Annotated in this window: 10 protein-coding genes; all 10 read right to left on the bottom strand. The window is 40.5% G+C overall.

Annotated elements, in window-relative coordinates; translation table 11 throughout:
* Nucleotides 1-14: 14 nt before the first annotated feature.
* A complete protein-coding gene (locus tag AC6CH7_RS01060) occupies nt 15-1,607 on the bottom strand; it encodes a RagB/SusD family nutrient uptake outer membrane protein (RefSeq protein ID WP_498260909.1) in 1,593 nt (530 codons plus the stop codon).
* An 18-nt stretch (nt 1,608-1,625) separates the two neighbouring features.
* Nucleotides 1,626-4,727 carry a SusC/RagA family TonB-linked outer membrane protein gene (locus AC6CH7_RS01055; protein ID WP_498260908.1) on the bottom strand — a complete coding sequence of 1,034 codons (3,102 nt, stop codon included), beginning with the start codon at nt 4,725-4,727 and terminating at the stop codon, nt 1,626-1,628.
* A 56-nt stretch (nt 4,728-4,783) separates the two neighbouring features.
* Nucleotides 4,784-7,633 (bottom strand): glycoside hydrolase family 31 protein, encoded by a 2,850-nt coding sequence (locus tag AC6CH7_RS01050; protein ID WP_498260907.1) that lies wholly within the window; start codon nt 7,631-7,633, stop codon nt 4,784-4,786.
* Nucleotides 7,634-7,757: 124 nt separating this feature from the next.
* Nucleotides 7,758-11,891: a hybrid sensor histidine kinase/response regulator transcription factor gene (locus AC6CH7_RS01045; protein WP_498260906.1), complete on the bottom strand. Its 4,134-nt coding sequence runs from the start codon at nt 11,889-11,891 to the stop codon at nt 7,758-7,760.
* The gene (locus AC6CH7_RS01040; protein ID WP_498260905.1) at nt 11,891-13,348 is read right to left on the bottom strand and encodes a gluconokinase; all 1,458 of its coding nucleotides are present in this window, start codon (nt 13,346-13,348) and stop codon (nt 11,891-11,893) included. Before AC6CH7_RS01040 ends, AC6CH7_RS01045 begins: the two co-directional genes overlap by 1 nt.
* A 40-nt stretch (nt 13,349-13,388) precedes the next feature.
* Nucleotides 13,389-14,753 carry a putative oxidoreductase C-terminal domain-containing protein gene (locus AC6CH7_RS01035; RefSeq protein ID WP_498260904.1) on the bottom strand — a complete coding sequence of 455 codons (1,365 nt, stop codon included), beginning with the start codon at nt 14,751-14,753 and terminating at the stop codon, nt 13,389-13,391.
* Nucleotides 14,754-14,756: 3 nt separating this feature from the next.
* Entirely contained in the window at nt 14,757-16,193 is a 1,437-nt protein-coding gene (locus AC6CH7_RS01030; RefSeq protein ID WP_498260903.1) for a Gfo/Idh/MocA family protein, read from the bottom strand.
* Between the two features lie 30 nt (nt 16,194-16,223).
* Complete coding sequence (locus tag AC6CH7_RS01025; protein ID WP_498260902.1) at nt 16,224-17,090, bottom strand: ThuA domain-containing protein; 867 nt, start codon at nt 17,088-17,090, stop codon at nt 16,224-16,226.
* Nucleotides 17,090-18,355, bottom strand: a complete 1,266-nt coding sequence (locus AC6CH7_RS01020) for a DUF6807 domain-containing protein (protein WP_498260901.1) — start codon at nt 18,353-18,355, stop codon at nt 17,090-17,092. The genes AC6CH7_RS01025 and AC6CH7_RS01020 overlap by 1 nt, the downstream gene beginning before the upstream one ends.
* Before the next feature lie 62 nt (nt 18,356-18,417).
* Entirely contained in the window at nt 18,418-20,232 is a 1,815-nt protein-coding gene (locus AC6CH7_RS01015) for a RagB/SusD family nutrient uptake outer membrane protein (protein WP_498260900.1), read from the bottom strand.
* Nucleotides 20,233-20,250 lie beyond the last annotated feature (18 nt).

The following is a 20,250-nucleotide window of genomic DNA, read 5'->3' as shown; positions in this document are numbered from 1 at the left end:
AAATAGATGATCTGTTACCAGCCTGCATTTTGCTTTAAAGTTCCATTGGAAAGATTGATCTGCGTATATGGAATTTGCTGCAATCCTTTTGTAGCGATGATATTCGCGGCAGATATTTTCTTCTCTGTACTTTTGCCGCCATTTAATACCGTTGTTGTTTCTGCAATTTCCTGAGCTGCTTTATCAATTCCCTGACGCAATAAATCATAATAGCGTATGCCCTCAAAAGCAAATTCAAGTCGGCGTTCCTTAATGATATTATCCGGACTTATCGCTAATGGTGTAAAGGCATCCTGATATGCACGTTGTCTCACCGCATTAAAATAAGTTTGGGCATTTCCGCTTCCAAGTTCTGCCGCCATCAATAATACATCAGCATAACGGATGGATACATAATCCTGGAACTGACCGATCTGGAAGCTGGTATTGCCATTTGCTTCAGGTAAAGGCTTACCATCTTCACCAATCATCGGACTATATTTTTTTGCATAGTATCCGGTATACTCTCTTTGTTTACTTTGATTGGTAAAGGCTAGTTTCTCGTCCACAATAGAAATGATAGATCCTACTCTTCTGGTATCAGAAGGAAGATAGGCGTTCCATAACTTTGGATTTACCGTTTCAGCCCCCCATCCATTTCCGTACGGAAAAAAGGATTGCTCACGTATACCTGTCATTACCATCCAATGGTTACCATCGGTGTTGCCATCATAATCACTTGTATAAGTATATTTTATGGCAAAAATGGTTTCTTTATTATCTTCTCCGGCGAATGATGCTTGCGACGCGGCTGGCCATAGGTTTGCAAAATCTTCAATCAAACCATAACCACCTTTGGTAATTACATCTTCTAAATAAGCCAACGCTTCAGCCTTTGATACCAGGCCAACCAGATCTCCTTTTGAATAATAACCTGTGTAGAACAAGAATACTCTACCTAACAATGCTTCGGCAGCATATTTGGTAACCCTGCCATGATTTGCAGCAGCCTGTGCCGGATAAGCAACTTCAGGCATATTTTCAGTAGCAAATTTTAGATCAGCAGCAATTACTTTGTAAACTTCATCGGGAGCACTCTGAGGGATGTTCTCTGCAGATGGTGCAGTTAACAAAGGGATATTACCCCAAAGTCTAACCATATCAAATAGCAAGTAGGCGCGCAGAAAGCGCGCTTCCGATTCGTATGTTTTTCTCAATTGTGCATCACTACCCCATTGGATCTGATCCATTTTACTGATCAACATATTGCAACGATACAAGGCCTTGTAATACAAAGTCCAGTTTCGTTCATATAAGTTTTGGTCTGACGGTGAACGTGCTTTATCAAATTCATCAATCATCTGATAACCAAAACCATCAGAATTTCCGGCACCACCAAAAGTATTATCAGACATTACCTCGGCCGCAACAGGCAAGGCAACACCTTCAGACCAAACAATCTGTAACCCATCGTAGCAACCCACTAATGCAGTAAATGCATCTTTTGGTGTTTTATAGAAATTCTCGTCTGTTACCGATGTAATTGGCTCAGTATCCAGAAAACTTTTTTTGCAAGCCCCTAAAGATAAAAGGCCAAGTGCAACAGCATATATTTTTATAGCTTTCATATTTTTATGATCTTGTAGTTAAAACTTAAGATTAGCCCCTATCATGAACGTTCTTGGTCTTGGATAGTAGCCCACGTCGATACCCGATGCAAATCCCTCTGAGCCATAGCCTATTTCAGGATCCATGCCATCATATTTGGTAAAGGTGTAAACGTTTAATGCCGCAGCATATAACCTTACTTGTTTCAGATAACTCTTTTTAAATACCTTTCCAAGATCATATCCAAGCGTGATGTTACTGATTCTTAAATAATCACCTTTTTGAATGTACAGATCAGAAAAGTTTGTCCAATTCCTGTTGTCTTCTGTAACCCGTGGGATCGTGTTGGATGATCCCTCTCCATGCCATCTGTCCAAAATTCTTGTTGTATAATTTCCGTACTGATTCGACTGATTTCTGTACGATTGAACAATATCGTTCCCCGCAACTCCGGAGGCTACAATAGAAAAGTCGAAGCCTTTATAATCACCAGAAAGTGTGATACCAAATGTATAATCCGGGTTGGGATTTCCAATCATACCCCTATCCAGATTATCTATTATACCGTCTCCGTTTACATCAACATATTTTACATCTCCAGGAGCAGCAGTAGGTTGTATTACCTTGCCGCCGGCGGATCTGTAACTTTGTACTTCGGCTTCATTCTGGAATATACCTGCAGTTTTTAATCCCCAGAAATAACCTATCGGGAATCCACTTTGTGCACGATAAAACTCGAGCGCATTGTCGAATAACTGGTTGCTTAAACCATGAACTATACCATCGGCGGTAGGTATATTACCTACTTTGTTTTTATTGTAAGCGCCATTTACGCCAACAGAGTAGTTAAAATCACCAACATTGTTTCTGAAAGTAAGGGCCAACTCAATACCTTTATTTTGTACGTTACCACCATTAATAAATGGCGCGTCGGCTCCTGCTGTAGCAAGGATTGGTGCCGATATAAGCCAGTCTTTAGTGGTTTTGTTGTACCAATCAAAATTCAAAGTAAACTTCCCTTTTAAGAAGTTAGCGTCGAACCCAATATTGGTCTGTTCTGAAGTTTCCCATTTAAGTTCCGGGTTACTAATTCTGCTTGGATAAGCACCTGGAGTAAGTACGCCCTCATCAGGCCCAAAAATATAATTGGTGTTAGATAATTGAATTGGTGCAAGGTATTGGAAAGCAGCTATACTCTGATTTCCAACTTGTCCCCAGCTGGCACGCAGTTTTAGAAAATCCAACCAGTCTTTTTGACTTTCCATAAAACTCTCGTTGGTTACTACCCAACCTGCAGAAACAGAAGGAAAATATCCCCAGCGATTTTGCGATGCAAATCTCGAAGAACCATCTGCCCTGAAAGTAGCGTTTAACAGGTATTTCTCTTTGTAGTTATAGTTTAACCTACCGAAATAAGACAACCTGCGATCGGCATCATCCGGCCTGCCGCCGATGGTAATGCCGGCAATGTTCTTACCAGTGGCATTGCTTAACCAGGCATGTTCCAGATCATCAAATATTAAATTGGTATTGGTTCCAAAAATACTGGAACCATCAGCACGGTATGCAGAACTACCCACCATAGCCTCGAAAGTATGATCATTATTTAAGGTGAATTTATAGCTCAATAAATTATCCCAAATCAGTGATTTACCTTTATTCATAGATTGGCTTGCCTTAGTATTAATACTATAGGCATATGCCGAAAGATTGTAGATTGGTGTAAATGAGCGACTTTCGCCTGCATTGTAATCCATCCCCAAGCTGGTTTTGAATTTCAGGTTCTTAATTGGCTCTATTACCATGTAAATATCCCCAAGTATACGCTGACTGTTCCTTCTGTTTTGGTTGTTATAAACCATCAGGGCGTAAGGGTTCGCTTCACCATTATTCCAGGTAGATTGGCTGTTGTCAAAGAAATTTCCATTCTCATCATATACCGGCACAAACGGACTGGTATTAAAAGCTCCACGTAGTGAGTTGTTATACTGATTGCCCACACCTATTCCATTATTTTTAATATCGGTATAGGTAAAATGCTGACCCAGTTTGATGATCTCTTTATAGAAATTATGTTCAGAATTGATTCGGAAACTATAGCGTTGATAATTGGATAAACTTTTACCACCAACAACACCTTCCTGACCTGTATAAGATAAACCCAATGAATAAACCGAAGCATCAGATGCTCCGGACGCTCCAAGCGCATAATTTTGGGTAAGCGCATTGTCTACAAACATCTGGTCCATCCAGTTTGTACCTTCACCAAAGGCTTTTATTTCATCGTTGGTAAACAGTGGTTGTTTGCCACCATTGATAGCAGCCTCGCTCATCATAGCTGCGTACTCTGAAGCATTAAGCAAATCCACCTTTTTTGCTACATTTTGCACTCCCGCATAAGCATCAAAAGTAATTTGTCCTGCCTGTCCGCGTTTACCTTGTCTTGTGGTAACCAGCACAACACCATTGGCTGCCTGTGAACCATAAATAGCCGCAGATGCCGCATCCTTTAAAACGTCAATTGATTCAATATCAGACGAGTTTAAATAGGTGATATCGCCCGTGAGCACACCATCTACAACATAAAGTGGTCCTGAATTACCAATGGTACCTAAGCCCCTTATGGTAACTTTAATACTTTCGCCCGGCTGACCGGAAGTAGAGGCAATTTGTACCCCCGGAGTTTGTCCTTGCAAGCCCTGCAAGGCATTAGTCGTACTTTGCCTTTGCAGGGTTTCTCCTTTAACCTGAACTGTGGCACCGGTTACCAGCTTCTTTTGCTGAACACCGTAACCCACCACCACTACTTCGCTCAGGGCCTGGTTATCTTCAGCTAAGCTGACATTCACAGTGTTACTTTGCCCTACGGTTACCTCCTTGGCCACAAAACCAATTGAGGTAATCTGTAGTATATCTCCGGTTTGCGCGTTAATGGTGTATGCACCTTCGTTATTCGTCCCTGTTCCGCCAGTTTTTCCTTTTACTTTTACTACTGCACCCGGTATAGGGAGCCCATCCGCTGCAGTTACTTTTCCACTGATCTGACGCTGCTGTGCAAATAAAGATTCGCTAAAAACAAGCAGTGAAAGAAACATCAGCAGAAAAATATGTTCTCTTTTAATCATAGAATACTTTTTCATGCCGTTCATAAAGATTTAGTAAATAATTGATTCATTTTATATTGGTTTAATTTTGGTTAGAGCTTTATTGTAGTAGCCTTACCATTGTAAGTAAGACTGTGACTCGCTTTTTGGTTAAAGTCTAATGTCCTGGCTGATTTGGGAGTAATGATCACGACCTTAAAGGTTCTATTTTCCAGCATTCCCTTAAAACTTCCTTTGCGACTACCTACTGTAAGCGTTTTAGTTTTTTCGTCGTAATTGAAATCTATGGTAGCAAAAGCACCTTTCTCATAGTTGTAATTGGTACCCTCATCCTCGTAAAGAGAGAATGAAGCATTTTTACCAGTGTACACAAACAGTGTTATCGGATCAGCAGGTTTTTCTGACGTATATTGTAATTCCGGGCCTGTAGGAACAATAGATCCTTCTTTTACATACACAGGCATCTTTTCATATGGCGCATCAGCTTTAATGGTTTGTCCGCCGTTAAAATACTTGCCCGTATATAAATCATACCATCCTTGTCCTGATGGCAGGTATACTTCTCTGTTCCTGTCCTTGTATTTATAAACAGGATTAATCAACAGTGAAGGACCGAAAAGGAAGGCATCTGACAAGTTAGAAGCTTTGAGGTCCTGAGGGAAGTCCATCATTAAACCACGCATCATGGTATAATCGTGATGATAGGTATTGCCGGCAATTGAATAGATATAAGGCATCAGTCTGTATCGCAATTTATTGTAGTACAGCATGCTTTTATAAGCAGGATGACCCTCTGGCGCGATGTTATAAATCTCTCTGAAAGGAAACTGCCCGTGTACCCTAAACAAAGGAACAAAAGCCCCAAACTGATACCATCTGGCATTTAGTTCCCTCCACTCTTCCAGGTCTTCTTTATTAGGTTTCTCATAACGCTTTTCAACAGAAAAACCACCAATATCCATGGTCCAATAAGGCATACCCGAAAGCGAAAAGTTTACCCCCGCACCGATCTGGGCTTTCATGTCTTCCCATCTTGAAGCGATATCTCCACTCCATGCCGCAGCAGCATATCTTTGCAAGCCTGCATATGCCGACCGTGTTAGAATAAACACCCTATTTTCGTTATTTACTTTACGTTGTCCTTCGTAAACACCTTTGGCATTGACCAATGGAAATGCATTGAAATAAGTTGTCGACGATCCTTCATATGTTGGATTCATCAGGTCTTTTCTAATCTCTACCGGTAAATTCGAATGCATATCAGGTTCTGTAGCATCCATCCACCAGGCATCTATACCTTTGCTATACAATCTTTTGTTCATCAGTTCCCAAAATGCAGTTCTTGCTTTTGGGTTAAAAGCATCGTAGAATGTGTTCGAATATCCCTTGCCTATCCAGTCTACACGGCCATCAGCTATATTTCTTTTATAAAGGAAATTTTCTTTGTTTAACTTATCATAGATATCGAAGCCCTTATTAAACTTAGGCCAAACAGAGATCATCAGGTTCACATTTTGTTTGTGAAGAGATTTGATCATCCCATCAGGATCAGCAAAACGGGCAGGGTCAAACTGCTGACTACCCCATTCCGGCTCCTTCCAGTACGACCAGTCCAATACAATATTATCAAGTGGGATTTTTCTGTCGCGGAATTCTTTTACGGTTGATAAAATTTCGTCCTGTGTTTTATAGCGTTCTCTGCTTTGCCAAAAACCCATTGCCCATTTTGGCATTAATACTGCTTTTCCGGTTACTGTGCGGTACCCGCTAATTACCTGATCGGCATCTGCACCTCCAATAAAATAATAGTTGATTGAGGCGCCAGATTCAGAACTAAGCGCAAAGGTATTTTTTAATGATTCTGGCAAAGGGGGCAAACAGGTTAAACCCAGGTATGACTCTCCTCCATCGGGTATCCATTCTATTTTGATTTTGGTTTTCTTATCTTTTTTTAATTCCAGATCCAATATTGCCGATCCTGAATTCCAGGCCTGACGCCAAAAATCGGCAACAAGCTTATCGTCAAACCAAACTTTAATATAGCCTGCATATTTTAACTGAAGCTGATACAACCCTTCCAGTTCGCTTCCCACGGCTCCCTCATAATGCACCACGGCATCCTGCATTTTTATGCCCGAAGGAAATTTATGCTGATCAGTTAACCAGTTTATAGATAGTTCAGATATAGGTTGTTTAAGCAATACCTTGTCGGGTTCGGTTTTTGAAGTGTAGGTAGCAGTCAGCCATCCCTCATCTCCTTCTTTAGAAAATAACTTCAACGCAGTTAAAGGCTGGTAATCTCTTATGTCGCCAGCACGGGTAATTGAGTAATTATCCCAAAGCAGGCCATAACCTTTATTAGAAACAAAAAAGGGAACGCCTATTTCTGTATTGTACTGCACAAGATCTACCCTGCGTCCGTTATAATTCACCAGCCCCTGCTGGTGCTGCCCCAAACCGTAATATGCTTCATTTTCCTGCGCATCAAATAGCTGAGAAATCTGATAAGAAGGTTCACCATTAAATACTTTAGGTATAAGTGAAAGCCCTTCGGTTTTGGTTTGGGCCAACAATACTTTACCATTGGCATCACGATAGGTAATTAAACCTGTTTTAGTAGACACTTCAACTTTTAACGATGAAGTACTTAAGGTCACCTGATCGGCTGAGTTGGTTGTTGTAAATTTAACAGCGGCATCTGAAAGCTTAACAGCCATTAAACTTTTGTCATCAGAAAACTTGTCTGTTGCAATTGCAGTTACATGAATGATCTGATCGGCTACTGGTTGAAGTCTTATTTTTTTAATTCCGGAGGCAGAATGCTGAATAGGAATTTCAATTCCTGAGGTTGTTTGCACATCATCTTTTACTTGCCCGTTTACATTTATATATAGGAACATACTACCTATAAATATTACGGTGCTCACCCTAATTTTTCGCATAGAAATAAATACTGTTTATACTTGGTTGATTTATTTCTAAAGGTATATGCAAGCAAAAAAAGGCAGGGCATTCAAATGATAACAATTAGGTATTCATATGTTAACAAATCGGCCAAAATGAGTATTAAACAGGCTCTTGGTCGGGTTTTGTTAAGGCGTACGCTGATGGCAGCATATTGAATTCCTGCTTAAAATATTTACTGAAATGCTTAGGGTTACTGAAGCCAACTTCATAGGCTACCTCGGCAATGGTCATTTGCGATTTCAGCAACAAGGGTTTAGATTTTAACAACCTGTAAGAACGTATATATTCCACAGGTGATTTACCTGTTAAGGGAAGCACTTTTTTGTACAAACCTACCCTACTCATGTTCATGTCTGCGCTTAGCTGATCAACAGTATAAGCGGAGTCTGACAAATGTTTTTCTATATGAAAAGACAACTGTCTGATGAACTTATCGTCAACAGATTCAATTTCTGTTTCCAGCGGTTTAAACTCTACCTGCTTTTGGTAGGTCTTTTTTGAAAGCGCCTGCTGCTGCAGTAAGTTCCTTATTTTAGACAAAAGAATCTCAAAGTTGAAGGGCTTGGTCATGTAATCACTTGCACCGGTTTCCAGACCTATCAACTGTTCGTCTTCGGTAGTCAGTGCGGTAAGTAATATCACAGGTAAATGGGCTGTGCGTTTATCTGCTTTAATTTTCCGGCAAAGATCAATGCCATTCATTTCAGGCATACTCACATCACTAACAATCAAGTCAGGATGTATAGAAAGTATTTTTTGCCAGCCCTCTTTACCATTGGCAGCCTCGGCTATCTGGTAGTATTCCTTTAAATTGTCCTTTAAATAAAACCTAAAATCCTCATTATCTTCTACCAGCATGAGCACGGGCTTTTTACTTTTCCCTACAAACTTAGGATCACTAACCGCACTTTCTTCTGCGCCGGCAGTAATGAGCAGATCAAGCTTAGGTTCTGGAACAGAAGTTTCTACATCTGTTTTAGGAAAAACAAGATAAACTGTAAACTCAGTGCCTTCATTCACAATGCTTTCAACCATGATTTTCCCACCATGCAGACGTACAAATTCCCGGGTAATCGACAAGCCGATACCACTACCCTGGTTAACAATGGAATCGGGAACATCATTTTGAAAAAATCTTTCAAATATCCTTGCCTTGTTGTCCTCAGGAATACCAATACCGGTATCAGAAACTTTAAGGATTAGCTGAATTTGTTTTTGCTCGCTAATGGTAGTGAGCAAACTTACTTTCACCTTACCACCCTGGGGCGTAAATTTAAAAGCATTTGAAAGCAGGTTAAATAATATCCTTTCAATTTTATCATGATCAAAAAAGGTAATCAGGCTCTTTCTATCGGTTTGAAAACTAAAACTGATGTTCTTTCTGTCAGCTATATCGCTAAAAGAAAATGACAGCTCCTGAATAAAAGAAATGATATCCCCCGTTTTAGGGTGCAGTTTTAATTCATGAACCTCCATTCTTCTAAAATCCAGCAATTGATTTACCAGATTCAGCAAGCGGCGTCCGTTCCGTTGAATCATCTGAAGTTGCGGTCTTTCCGAATCCTGAGCTTGTTTAATCAGTTTCTCTAATGGCGTAATGATCAGCGACAAGGGCGTTCTGAATTCATGACTTACATTGGTAAGAAATTTTATCTTAAGCAGATCCAGTTCATGCATCCGTTTGGCTTGTTGTCGCTCCTGTTCTATTAAAAACTCTTTCTTTATCCGTTGAATACCACGATGCCGGATGAAAAACAGCGTACCACCAATTAGCAAAACGTAGATAATATAGGCTAGCGTGGTTCTCCAAAATGGAGGCATAATGGTAATATTAAGACTGGTCTCATTCTTTACCCAATTTCCAGAAGCATCAGTAGAGATCACTTTAAAGGTATAATCGCCCGGATCAATATTGGTATAGGTTGCCAATCGGTTATCCCCCTGAAGTTCCTGCCAATGCTGGTCAAATCCTTCCAGCTTATACCGGTATTTTATTTTTTGAGGATTAAAAAAGTTCAGTGCTGCAAACTCAAGTGCAAATCCATTCTGGCTATGGTTCAGCTTTAAATCTTTTGTAAAAATGATAGACTTCTTTAACAAAACCCTTCCATTTACCTGATCATCAATGCCAATACTCCTGTTAGAAATCTGCAGATCGGTAAAAACGATAACAGGTTTGGCATTGTCATTTCTGATATCGCCCGGTTTAAAAAGATTAAAGCCATTTGCCCCTCCAAATAAAAGCTCTCCCGATCTGGTCTTATACCCGGCATTAGCATTAAACGCATTGCCCTGCAAACCGTCATGTTCATCATATTTACGAAAGGTGTAAGAGAATTTGCCTGTATTTATCTCCTTAACAATGATCTCGAACAAACCATTCGCCGTGCTTACCCAAAGATTTTTGTCATTATCCTCGACCACTTTTAATGTGGTCATTTCAGTGAGTCCATCTTTGCTATCGAAATTCTGGAACAGCCCGGATTCAGGATTTAACCTGCTTAAACCATCACGTGTAGATATCCATATAAAACCATAGCTGTCCTCCATCATACCATACACAACATTATTGGTCAATGATTTTTTATCGCCCGGTTTATTTTTGTAGTGAATGAATCTGCCATCCGATTTCATTTCATCAACTCCTTCTGAAGTCCCGATCCAAATACTGCCCTTACTATCCTCTATTAAACAGGAGAGCGAATTTGAAATGATACCATTCTTTTCGCCTACCTTCTTGTGAAGAAATATGCCTTTGTTTCTATCGAATTTATCCAGTCCGCCGCCTAAGGTAGCAATCCATAAATTTCCCTTCCGGTCTTCAAGAATATCCCATACGCGGTCATCAGTAAGGCTGTTTACATCCTGACTATTGTGTTTATAATGAATAAACTTTGTGCCGTCAAAGCAGCTTAATCCGCCAAAATAAGTACCTACCCATAGTTTTTTATCTCGATCTATAAACAGGCTTACAATGATGTCGTTACTCAAACTGTTTGGGTTCCCAGGCTCATGCACGTACCTTTTGAACTGACCTGTTTTTCTATTAAAATAAAATAGTCCACCTCCGTTGGTACCAATCCAGATGTTGCCCAATCCGTCTTCTACAAAACGGTTTACATCGTCATAGGTAAGCCCACGGGGATTTGCATTCTGATGTTTATAGAGCGGGAATTTGAGGATCTTTTCATGATAAAAGCTAACACCCCTTTTAAATGTGCCTACCCATATTATACCCGAATGATCCTTATACAAGGTTAAAATGGCATTCTGCCCAATACTTTTAACGTCGTCCTCTTTATTAACAAGATACCTGACACTAAAATTTCTTTTATCCAGCAGGTTAACACCGCCATGATCCGTTCCTATCCAAATCAATCCTTTATCGTCCTGAAGGATACTGCTGATCAGGTTGTTATTCAGACCATTTGGTGCCTTGTCTATAAATCTGGCTTTCCCTGTTTTGGTTTCATAAAAATCTACTCCCCTCTGGCTGTTAAGGGTATATACCCATAGATCTGATGCATGATCAACAAACAGTTTAAAGTTTTGAAAAGCCAAAGGATCATCATGTTTAAATACCGAGACACGCTTTTGGACTTTACCAGTAGAGCTATTGAGCAGTTCAATGGTCTTATCCGTATGAATAATCCAAATGTCTCCATTAGGCCCTTTCTGTAATGCCGAAACAGGAGAACCAGCTAGTGATGCCGCATTCCCGGTATTCAGTTTTAAATGAATGCTCTTTTTGCTGATGGTATCATATTTAAAGACACCTTCGTCGCCTGCGTTGAACCAAAAACCGCCCTTATTATCTTTTATTACTTCTATGATCTTTTTAGCAATAATGTTTAACTCCTTCAGGTAAGGTTTCACATCCCTCATAAAACTTTGGGTTTCCGCATCATAGATATTTGCGCCATTCTTGGTTTCCAGATAGAGCTTGTTATCGGGGAGTTCAAAAATATTGGCAATAAAATCGTCACTTATTGATTTACTATCTCTTGGATCGTGCTTAAAAACTTTAATCTGCTGACCATCAAAACGGTTTAATCCGGAAAGGGTACCAATCCATATAAAGCCCTTGCTGTCTTTAAGAATTGTATTTACCTGGTTATGAGAAAGCCCGTCAGAGAGATTTATACTCGAAAACTGAATCTGGTCCTGTTGGGCTAACCCAACAAATGAAATCAGGAAGAAGATTAATGCAATTATGGTTTTCCTTGCAAACATTAAAGATTCATTTTATAAAATTCATGCATGGTATTCTTTAAATCAGAATAAAGCGTTTTAAAGATCCTAAAATTCCTCAAATAAACCTCACCATTATTGGTGTTTGGTTTAACCATTTTTGGCGTTTTATTTAACAAATGGGAATAATCATGAATCAAACCAAGGGCTTTCATTGCCAACAGTGCAGCACCAACTGCCGAAGCATCTTCTGTTTGGGTAATTACAAGATCCTTTCCGGTAATATCTGCCATTATCTGCATCCAGATATCCGATTTCACAATGCCTCCGCTGATATTGATCTGTTTGATGGGTTCTGCATTTTCCTGCAAGGCATCAAGCACATTATACATTGCATAGCAGATTCCCTCCAGTACAGCTCTGGAAAAATGGGCTTTTCCGTGTTCAAGCTTTACGCCAAAGAATACGCCGCAGCTTTCGCTATCCCATATCGGTGCCCGATCTCCGGTGAGGTAAGGTAAAAACAGCAACCCATTACTTCCAGCCTTTATGCCGGCAATTTCTTCAAAAAGCTGTTCATAATCGGTCTCTCCCAATTCATGTTTAATGTTGTTTTTTATCCACCATTGTAAGGCAATACCACCATTATTTATGGGGCCACCACAAATAAACGTATCCTTATCCAGGATATAACTAAATGTCATCGCCTTTTCATTGGGCAGAGGCTTATCGCTGGCTATTCTTACCGCGCCGCTCGTACCTATGGTCATCACAGCAATGCCGGGTTTAATCCCTCCGCTCCCCAGATTGGCCATACAGCCATCACTTGCGCCTATTACAACAGCAATACCAGAATCAAGAAATTTAGTGTAATCAGTTTGTACAGGTTCAGAAAGCATTTTACGATCTATCCCCGTGATATTTAGGGAATCTGTATGCCAGGCTAGCTCATCTATGCTAAATAAGCCTGTACAAGAAGCAATAGAGTAATCTATCTTAAATTCTTTGAAAAGCTTGTACCAGATGTATTCTTTTATAGAAATGAACTTATGTGTTCGGCTAAACAGATCCGGGTTATTCTCCTTTAACCAAATGATTTTGCATAAAGGCGACATGGCGTGCAGGGGTGTGCCTGTTGCTTTATAGATGGACAAGCCCATCTCAGAGTGTCTTAATCCTTTAGCAATTTCAGAACTTCTGTTATCGGCCCAGGTTATCATTGGCGCCAGTGCGTTACCATTTTCATCAACCGGTATCAGGCTGTGCATGGCACTGCTTAGGGATATTGCTTTTGGCATATTGCCAATTTCAGCAATCAATCCATCCATGCTTTTCTTAAAAGCACTCCAGATTTCTTCCGGATTCTGTTCATGATAACCGGGTTGTGGCGAGGTAAAGGAATAATGCTGCTGAAAAGCACCAAATGATTTGCATTTGTTATCTACAGCAACTGCTTTTACACTCCCCGTACCGATATCTATTCCTAAAACATAATCCATAATTGCAATTTAACATTGCAAGATAGAAAATGAATTATAACTATTTCTTTCTGGCAAGATCCAATGCTGCAGTAATTGTGTAATATTTTGCAATCATATTCGGTACTTCCCATGCAGGCAGGTCCTTATTTTTAAGGTAACTCAAAAACTTTTCGGTTACCCGGGCAAAATGTGCCTCGTGCCCTTCTTTGTATTTATCGGGAACATTAACCCACCATCCGGTTTTGGTTTTTGTAAGCGAAATGCCTGGAAACTTGCCCTGTAAATTTTTAAGCTGCTCATTTAAAGTTACTTCAAAAGCGGCATCCTTTGGATTCACAGGTTCAATATATAGTTCCGGTTTAAATTTCTGCTCTGCTCCCTGTTTTATAATCAGATTGGCCTTTGTGCCACGCATAATGGAATAGTGCGTATCACCAGTACCTTCGGGTGCCTTATAATTCCATTTTACAGAAACTTTAGCATGCACACCACGGAGCTTATAATTGATTTCTCCGTTTGAAAACACTTTAAGTACACTATCATTAACCACATCTTTTTTTAGATAATCCGGAAACGCTGTTGACCTGGTGATGGCATTAAACTGGCTTAAAGTTAAATCTGTACTTGATCTTTTGGCTGATACCAATTGAACATCAGTTTTGTAATTGAGCGTCTGATCCGGAAAACATTCCCATTGTACCAGGTCAACCAAATGCGTAGTCACATCAACAATCCCCTCTCCTTCCTGTGCCACATCCATAAACCATGCAGGCCTTACCAGAACACTTCCGGAAACATACTTATAAAAATAATGAACACTTTCTTTGGTAACAGCAGGGTGATCAGGCGTTCCCTTTTCAAGCATACCGAAAACTTCGGGTATCATGGAAAACTCTCTTTGCAGCATGGTCGTGATCTCATAACGCTCCGTCATGATATCATACAACAACAGCTGCTTATCTGCCGCCGTTTTAAATGCACCTTTCAAAACTTCAAAACTAGCCCCATCAATGGCCATTGGCTTATCAGCCAGCACATTCAATCCGGCTTCAACCGATCTTTTTATGTAGTTTGTTTTCTTCTGGTTGTTACCCGCCAATACAACAACATTCCCTTTCTTTTCGGCAATCATTTTATCCAGATAATCATCACCCAGATAAACTTTTTCATCCCAAGTGGTTGGATTATCCGGACGCTTATTGTAGGCTTCAATTTTTGACAAATGCAATCCCACATCGGTTCCCTTAGGTGCATACACGTGCACAGTAGAATCTACGCCGCGATACATCGATTTTTGTACTAACGCAGCATGGAAATGTCCCGGATCAAGGGTGATCAGCTTTACTGCATTATCTTCCTGTTTCTTAGGCTGACTGCATCCTGCCAGTACAATTAAAGGGATCATTATTAGTTTATTTTTCATAATTTAACTCTTTTTATCGAGAATATAATTGGTACCATAAGGGTAACGCTGTGGCCTCGATAATAATTTATTGGCTTCTGCATTATCTTTAAAAACTTCTTTCTTAGGGTCCCAATATAGCTTTTTTGGAGATCTCATTGCAGCATGGGCCACCAAACATGCACTACAAGAGCGATGTGCTACTTCTGCAGGGCTAATGGTTGGTTTTCCGCTTTCAATACAATCCAGCCAATTGCCGTGTTGCTCAGGACTTTCGTAAAGGTGAATTTCATTGGCCTCTATTTTAGAAGTAAGGATAGCCGGATCGCTTGCATAAAATGCTTTATTCTCTTTACCACCCGATCCAGGATCTGTACTGGTAACACCTACGTTTCCTCTTGACACAAAAATCCAACCGTTACTGCCTTCAAACCTCACCCCATTAGGGTTTTTACTATTCATCACCATGTTTACTCCATTTGCATACTTGGCATGAACCTCATAATCGCCATGTACATTCCACAAACCATTTTTAGGAAATTCCGCACGCGCCTCAATTTCAATAGGACCTGTATGTTCTGTATTCATCCCCCAATGGGCAATATCAATATGATGTACGCCCCATCCGGTAATCATTCCGGCGCCAAACTGTTCTAATCTTAACCATCCACCCCGCGATTCCGGATCTGTTTGCGAATGCACACGATCCTGAGTATAGTAAATGTAAGGTGTTGAGCCGAGCCACATATCATAATTAAAATTCGCAGGAATTGGCATCTCTGTAGCAACCCCACCCGCAGGATCTGACGGTAAACCAACTTGGACACTTTGAAGTTTCCCTATCCTTCCATTTCTTACCAGTTCACATGCTCGCTTAAATTGAGGCCATGGGTTAACTGAACGCTGCTGACTACCTAACTGAAAGGTTACTCCAGATTTCCTGACCATATCACTCATCATCCTACCCTCTTCAATAGTTAACGACGTTGGTTTTTGAAGATAAATGTGTTTACCGGCAAGTGCCGCCTCAATTGCTGGCTGGGCATGCCAATGATCGGGAGTACTGATCATCACTGCATCAATATCTTTATTGGCCAGCAGGTCATGATAATCATCATAAGTTTTAATATCTATGTAATTGGCATTGCCTGTTTTTTTGGTGTACCAGCCTTCTACCAGCTGCTTTCCACTTTTCAGTCTGTTGCCATCCAAATCTGCAATGGCCACAATACGGGCTTTATCATATTTAAAAGTTTCGGCAAGGTCATGTGTACGGGCAATTCTACCGCAGCCAATCTGGCCTATATTAATTTTATTGCTGGGCGCGTTTTTACCAAACACAGAAGCAGGAACTATAGTAGGAAAGCCAGTCATGGCAACAGAAGTAACAACAGCACTCTTAACAGCCGTTTTCACGAAATCTCTTCTGCTATATGGAAGTTTTTCATTTTCGCTCATCATATCATCTAGGTTTATTAGGTTAATATTTGGTTAGTAGCGCAGCGGTGTATTTCGTGAATCTGCGTATGCTTTGCTGAAATCTATTTTTTTATACTGGCCGGCAACATAGTTGATGCCCTGAAGGATGTGTTTGATAAAAACCGGGTCTTCATAATTTTCTTTATCGTGACCAAGGGCGGTAATCCAAACATTTCCTCCGTCAAATTGCTGATACCATACTGCGGGATATAATTCCGAAAAAGGAGCAGAAAATGTTTTTATTTTCTCTGCATCTGCCGGATCGGATGAATTTAAAGAGGTAACATCATGTGCCATTATTACTTTAATACCAGGGTACAGCTCTTTGGCAAAATAACATTCATCTTTTCTTTCCCAAACTTTTGGCAAGCCTGCAACAGAGGGATGCGATGGATCGATTACTTTTACGGTAAACTTTTGATTTTTGGCATGCCAGGCAAAAGTGCCTCCCAGCATTTGCTTAAACCATTGCCAATTTCGTTCTGTACCGGTTACAGAGTGTAAGCCAACAAACCCGCCTCCGGCTTCTATATACCTTCTAAAGGCTAACCTTTGTCCATCGGTGTCAAACACATCATTATTGGTACTTGGAAAAATCAGCAGGGTATACTGCTTTAAATTTGCCTCTGTAAAAACCGATGGATCATCAGATACATCGGTGTCAAATCCGTTTTCCTGACCCAATTTCTGAATGCATTTTACTGCATTTGGGATATTGTCATGCACATAGCCCTTCCCGTTTTTGGTATACACCAGTACTTTTACTTTTTTCAGCAAGGTGGTCTTTTCAGCAGCCATTGCAAATGGGATGCACAATATCCATAAGGCAGAAAGCAGGATACCCGCTTTGAATTTAAATCTTAAAATTGATACGCTCATTAGTTTGAATTAAGTTGGTTTAATTTTATTTTAACTGTGGGAGGGTTGACAAAATCGCCCCATGCGGCTTCGGCACGCTCCTTAGAAGTATGGCCATTGTATACCAGAAATCTGTATTTTAGGGTATAGGTTTTCCCCTTTTCCAATAACCAGTCTTTATCTTTTGTCGGCGAGAAATTGGCATAAACATCTCCCCGTCCGTTCATGTTTTCGGGCCATATCCTTAAGGGCTCCGGGTAATTATAATTGGTAGGATAAGACATCATTACCGCACCGGCATAATCATCATCTATCTTTCCCTGTAAAATCACCCATCGTGCTTTTGTACCATCTGCATCTTTTCTAGTTTTTCCTTCGGATGTCAGGGTTTCACTGTTTTCTTTATTCCATTTTTCGGTAGCCCGCCAACCCAAGCCGCCATAACGGTATTCTTTAAGTAATACCGGTTCATCGGTAGCGCAATTGAGCTGAATGGTGATATCTGCGATATAATAATCCTGACCTTTTTGAGGTTGGAAAATTCTTACCGACTGAAGTTCATTAAGCGCTACCTTTTCGGTTCCGTCTTTTTTAAAAACCACATGATCGTGCAGTGTCTGATACGCTGCATATACCGGACCTGCGTTTACAGAAACAAAATCTACAAACCTTACTGTTCCTTTCCGGTCTTTAAGGTTCCAGAAGTCTACAGTGTCACCCTCAAACACCACATGGGTCCATGGATTCCACAATCCATAATGATGGTAATGATCGGGAGCCTGTATCCGTGTTAACTCTTGTCCGTGTGGAGACCATAACGGGTGTATAAAACCACTTCTTTTAAAGGCGGTATCTATTCCCTTTGGCGGATAAACCGTTTTGTAATTGTAGCGGAGTAAGTTTTTATTTCCGTTACTTATTGTCAACTCACCGTTTTCACGGATAGCCATTAGGTGATCTGCAGGCTTAAGCGGTTTTCCTTTTTCCAGGGCAAATACGCTTGTGGCTGAGGAAGGTTTTACCAGCCAGTGCAAAACCCGCTTTCCGTTGTTTTCTATCTGATAAGCTACAGGGGTTTGTTTGTTCCCTTTTACCTCTGTTAACCTGATAACACTATCAGGCCAAGAAGTAATTGCATCCAGATCTACCTGAACATGGATCTCTTTATCTGGAGTTCTTTTTCTCAGGTCTACCTCCAGGGTGGCAATTCTTTGGGCACACAAAGGTGTTGCTATTGCTGAAAAGGCAATAAAAGATATACAGGTTAGCCTCAGGGAATTTAACATCGTTATTTCTTTAATCGTATTTTAAAAATATGGTTTTTAGACAGTAAGTTCACTTTTAGCCCCTATTCTATTTTATCAATCGGCGGCACATTACCTTCTGAACCAGAATATCCTTTGTTTTGATTTATGTGACCGGAGACATTTGCCCTGATGGCACTTTGAGGTACCGGCCACAACACATGATACGGGCTCATGGTATACTGATCACCATGATTTGTTTTAACTCCGTTTTTATAGAAAACATTTTTTTCTTTAACCCTGTCATAAAAGAAATTGTTCTCCGAAAAATTGGTTAAAGAATATGCTTTACCACTATATGCGGTTTTACCGGTAAGCGCAAAAAGATAAGCAATTCTGGTCAGTTCACATTTTCTTGGCTCCTCGTAATAAAGTTCGCGGGCTCTTTCATCCAGTATAGTGCCGATGTTGATCGACGCAGGTGTGTAGGGTGCTGCGTTTGCACGTGCCCTAACCTTATTAATATCCGCAGCAGCGCTGGCCAGATCGTCTTTCCAATAATAAGCCTCAGCACGAAGTAAATAGGTTTCTGCTATCCTGAACACGTACCAATCTGTATGGCCACCTTGCATTGGTGCATTTTCAAAATCAGGTATAAATATTTTATACTGTGGCCATCCAAAATAACTCCTTATGGTATCGGTAACGATAAGGCCCCCGGCAGCATTTCGCAATTGTATCGGTTTATTGTAGTATGTAGGGTCGCTCTTTTTTAATGCAGGCTCATTATAAACAAGATCTTCCATGTTTATCCAGTTCCCTTTAATATGCCTTAAGTCATTAGGATCATCCCAGATCGCCTGTGTGCTGTAAGATGTTCCGCGACAGCGGCCAATTCCTCTTCCATAAAGATTTGACTGTGTGATCTCCAGATTAATTCCATCATTTGTCCCTTTTTTTCCATTTGGCGTATTGATGTTTGAACCCCAGTTTGGTACTGCCTGACGCATGATTTTCATCCCCCCATCATACCCCCCATCCATCTGTCTGTCAATCACCATAAATAAAGCTTCCCTGTTCTCACCCAAGGACTTGTTCTCCGGTCTGTGAAGGTCCCATATCAGGTTTCTTGTTTCATCTGCCCTTGTTGCGCCGAACCGATTAGTCATAAGCGCATATGGACTTCCATTTATTACCGCATTTGCAGAGGCTATGGCATCGTCAAATTTTCCGAGCGCCAGATTGATCTTAGTAAGTAAATGATTTATAGCTCCTTTAGTTACCTCACCCTTATTCACATTATCGGTTACCCATTGCGCTGCAAATTCCAGATCTGTTTTCATCTTCTGAAGAATTACCTCACGTTTGGTGGTGTAAAAATCAACCCTTGGTGTGGTTACTTCATTTAACAACAAGGGCACGTCTCCAAATTGATTTACCAGACGATAATAACGGAATGCCCTGTGAAAATAGGCAGAACCAAGTATCGCATTACGCTCCGCCTCATCTTTAAAATTGGCGGCGTCAATGCGGCTAATCACGGTATTTGCATATTTGATACCCTTGTATCCTTCGTCCCAATAATATCCAATTCTGTTAAAGTCAACCGAATTTAGATTCGCATCGGGAGTAATCAATAGGTTTAAATCCTGAGCAGGGCCAGATTTATCCGTTGTACCATCCACTGCTATCTCTGAGAATATTTGCTCCGTAATCCATGGTGCACCATCACCATAATATTCATTTCGCAAATTTCTTGCACAGGCAACTAATGTAGCCCTCAGCACCGCAGGGTCTTTATAATCCTCATCAGTGTAAAAGGAAAGCGGTTTGGGCTCTAGATAGCTTTTTTTACACCCAGTTCCGGCCAGTATAGTTATGGCTAAACAGACAGGTAATATTTTATATAGATTTTTCATGATCTTCAATTTGATTTA

It is taken from the genome of Pedobacter sp. GQ55, from assembly GCF_059758925.1.
The sequence above is the reverse complement of the archived record's forward strand: the minus strand, read 5'-3'. Positions and strand labels throughout refer to the sequence as shown.

Coding starts and splice junctions, on each gene's coding strand:
- AC6CH7_RS01060 (WP_498260909.1), bottom strand. CDS start 1,607: ATGAAAGCTATAAAAATATATGCTGTTGCACTTGGCCTTTTATCTTTA.
- AC6CH7_RS01055 (WP_498260908.1), bottom strand. CDS start 4,727: ATGAAAAAGTATTCTATGATTAAAAGAGAACATATTTTTCTGCTGATG.
- AC6CH7_RS01050 (WP_498260907.1), bottom strand. CDS start 7,633: ATGCGAAAAATTAGGGTGAGCACCGTAATATTTATAGGTAGTATGTTC.
- AC6CH7_RS01045 (WP_498260906.1), bottom strand. CDS start 11,891: ATGTTTGCAAGGAAAACCATAATTGCATTAATCTTCTTCCTGATTTCA.
- AC6CH7_RS01040 (WP_498260905.1), bottom strand. CDS start 13,348: ATGGATTATGTTTTAGGAATAGATATCGGTACGGGGAGTGTAAAAGCA.
- AC6CH7_RS01035 (WP_498260904.1), bottom strand. CDS start 14,753: ATGAAAAATAAACTAATAATGATCCCTTTAATTGTACTGGCAGGATGC.
- AC6CH7_RS01030 (WP_498260903.1), bottom strand. CDS start 16,193: ATGATGAGCGAAAATGAAAAACTTCCATATAGCAGAAGAGATTTCGTG.
- AC6CH7_RS01025 (WP_498260902.1), bottom strand. CDS start 17,090: ATGAGCGTATCAATTTTAAGATTTAAATTCAAAGCGGGTATCCTGCTT.
- AC6CH7_RS01020 (WP_498260901.1), bottom strand. CDS start 18,355: ATGTTAAATTCCCTGAGGCTAACCTGTATATCTTTTATTGCCTTTTCA.
- AC6CH7_RS01015 (WP_498260900.1), bottom strand. CDS start 20,232: ATGAAAAATCTATATAAAATATTACCTGTCTGTTTAGCCATAACTATA.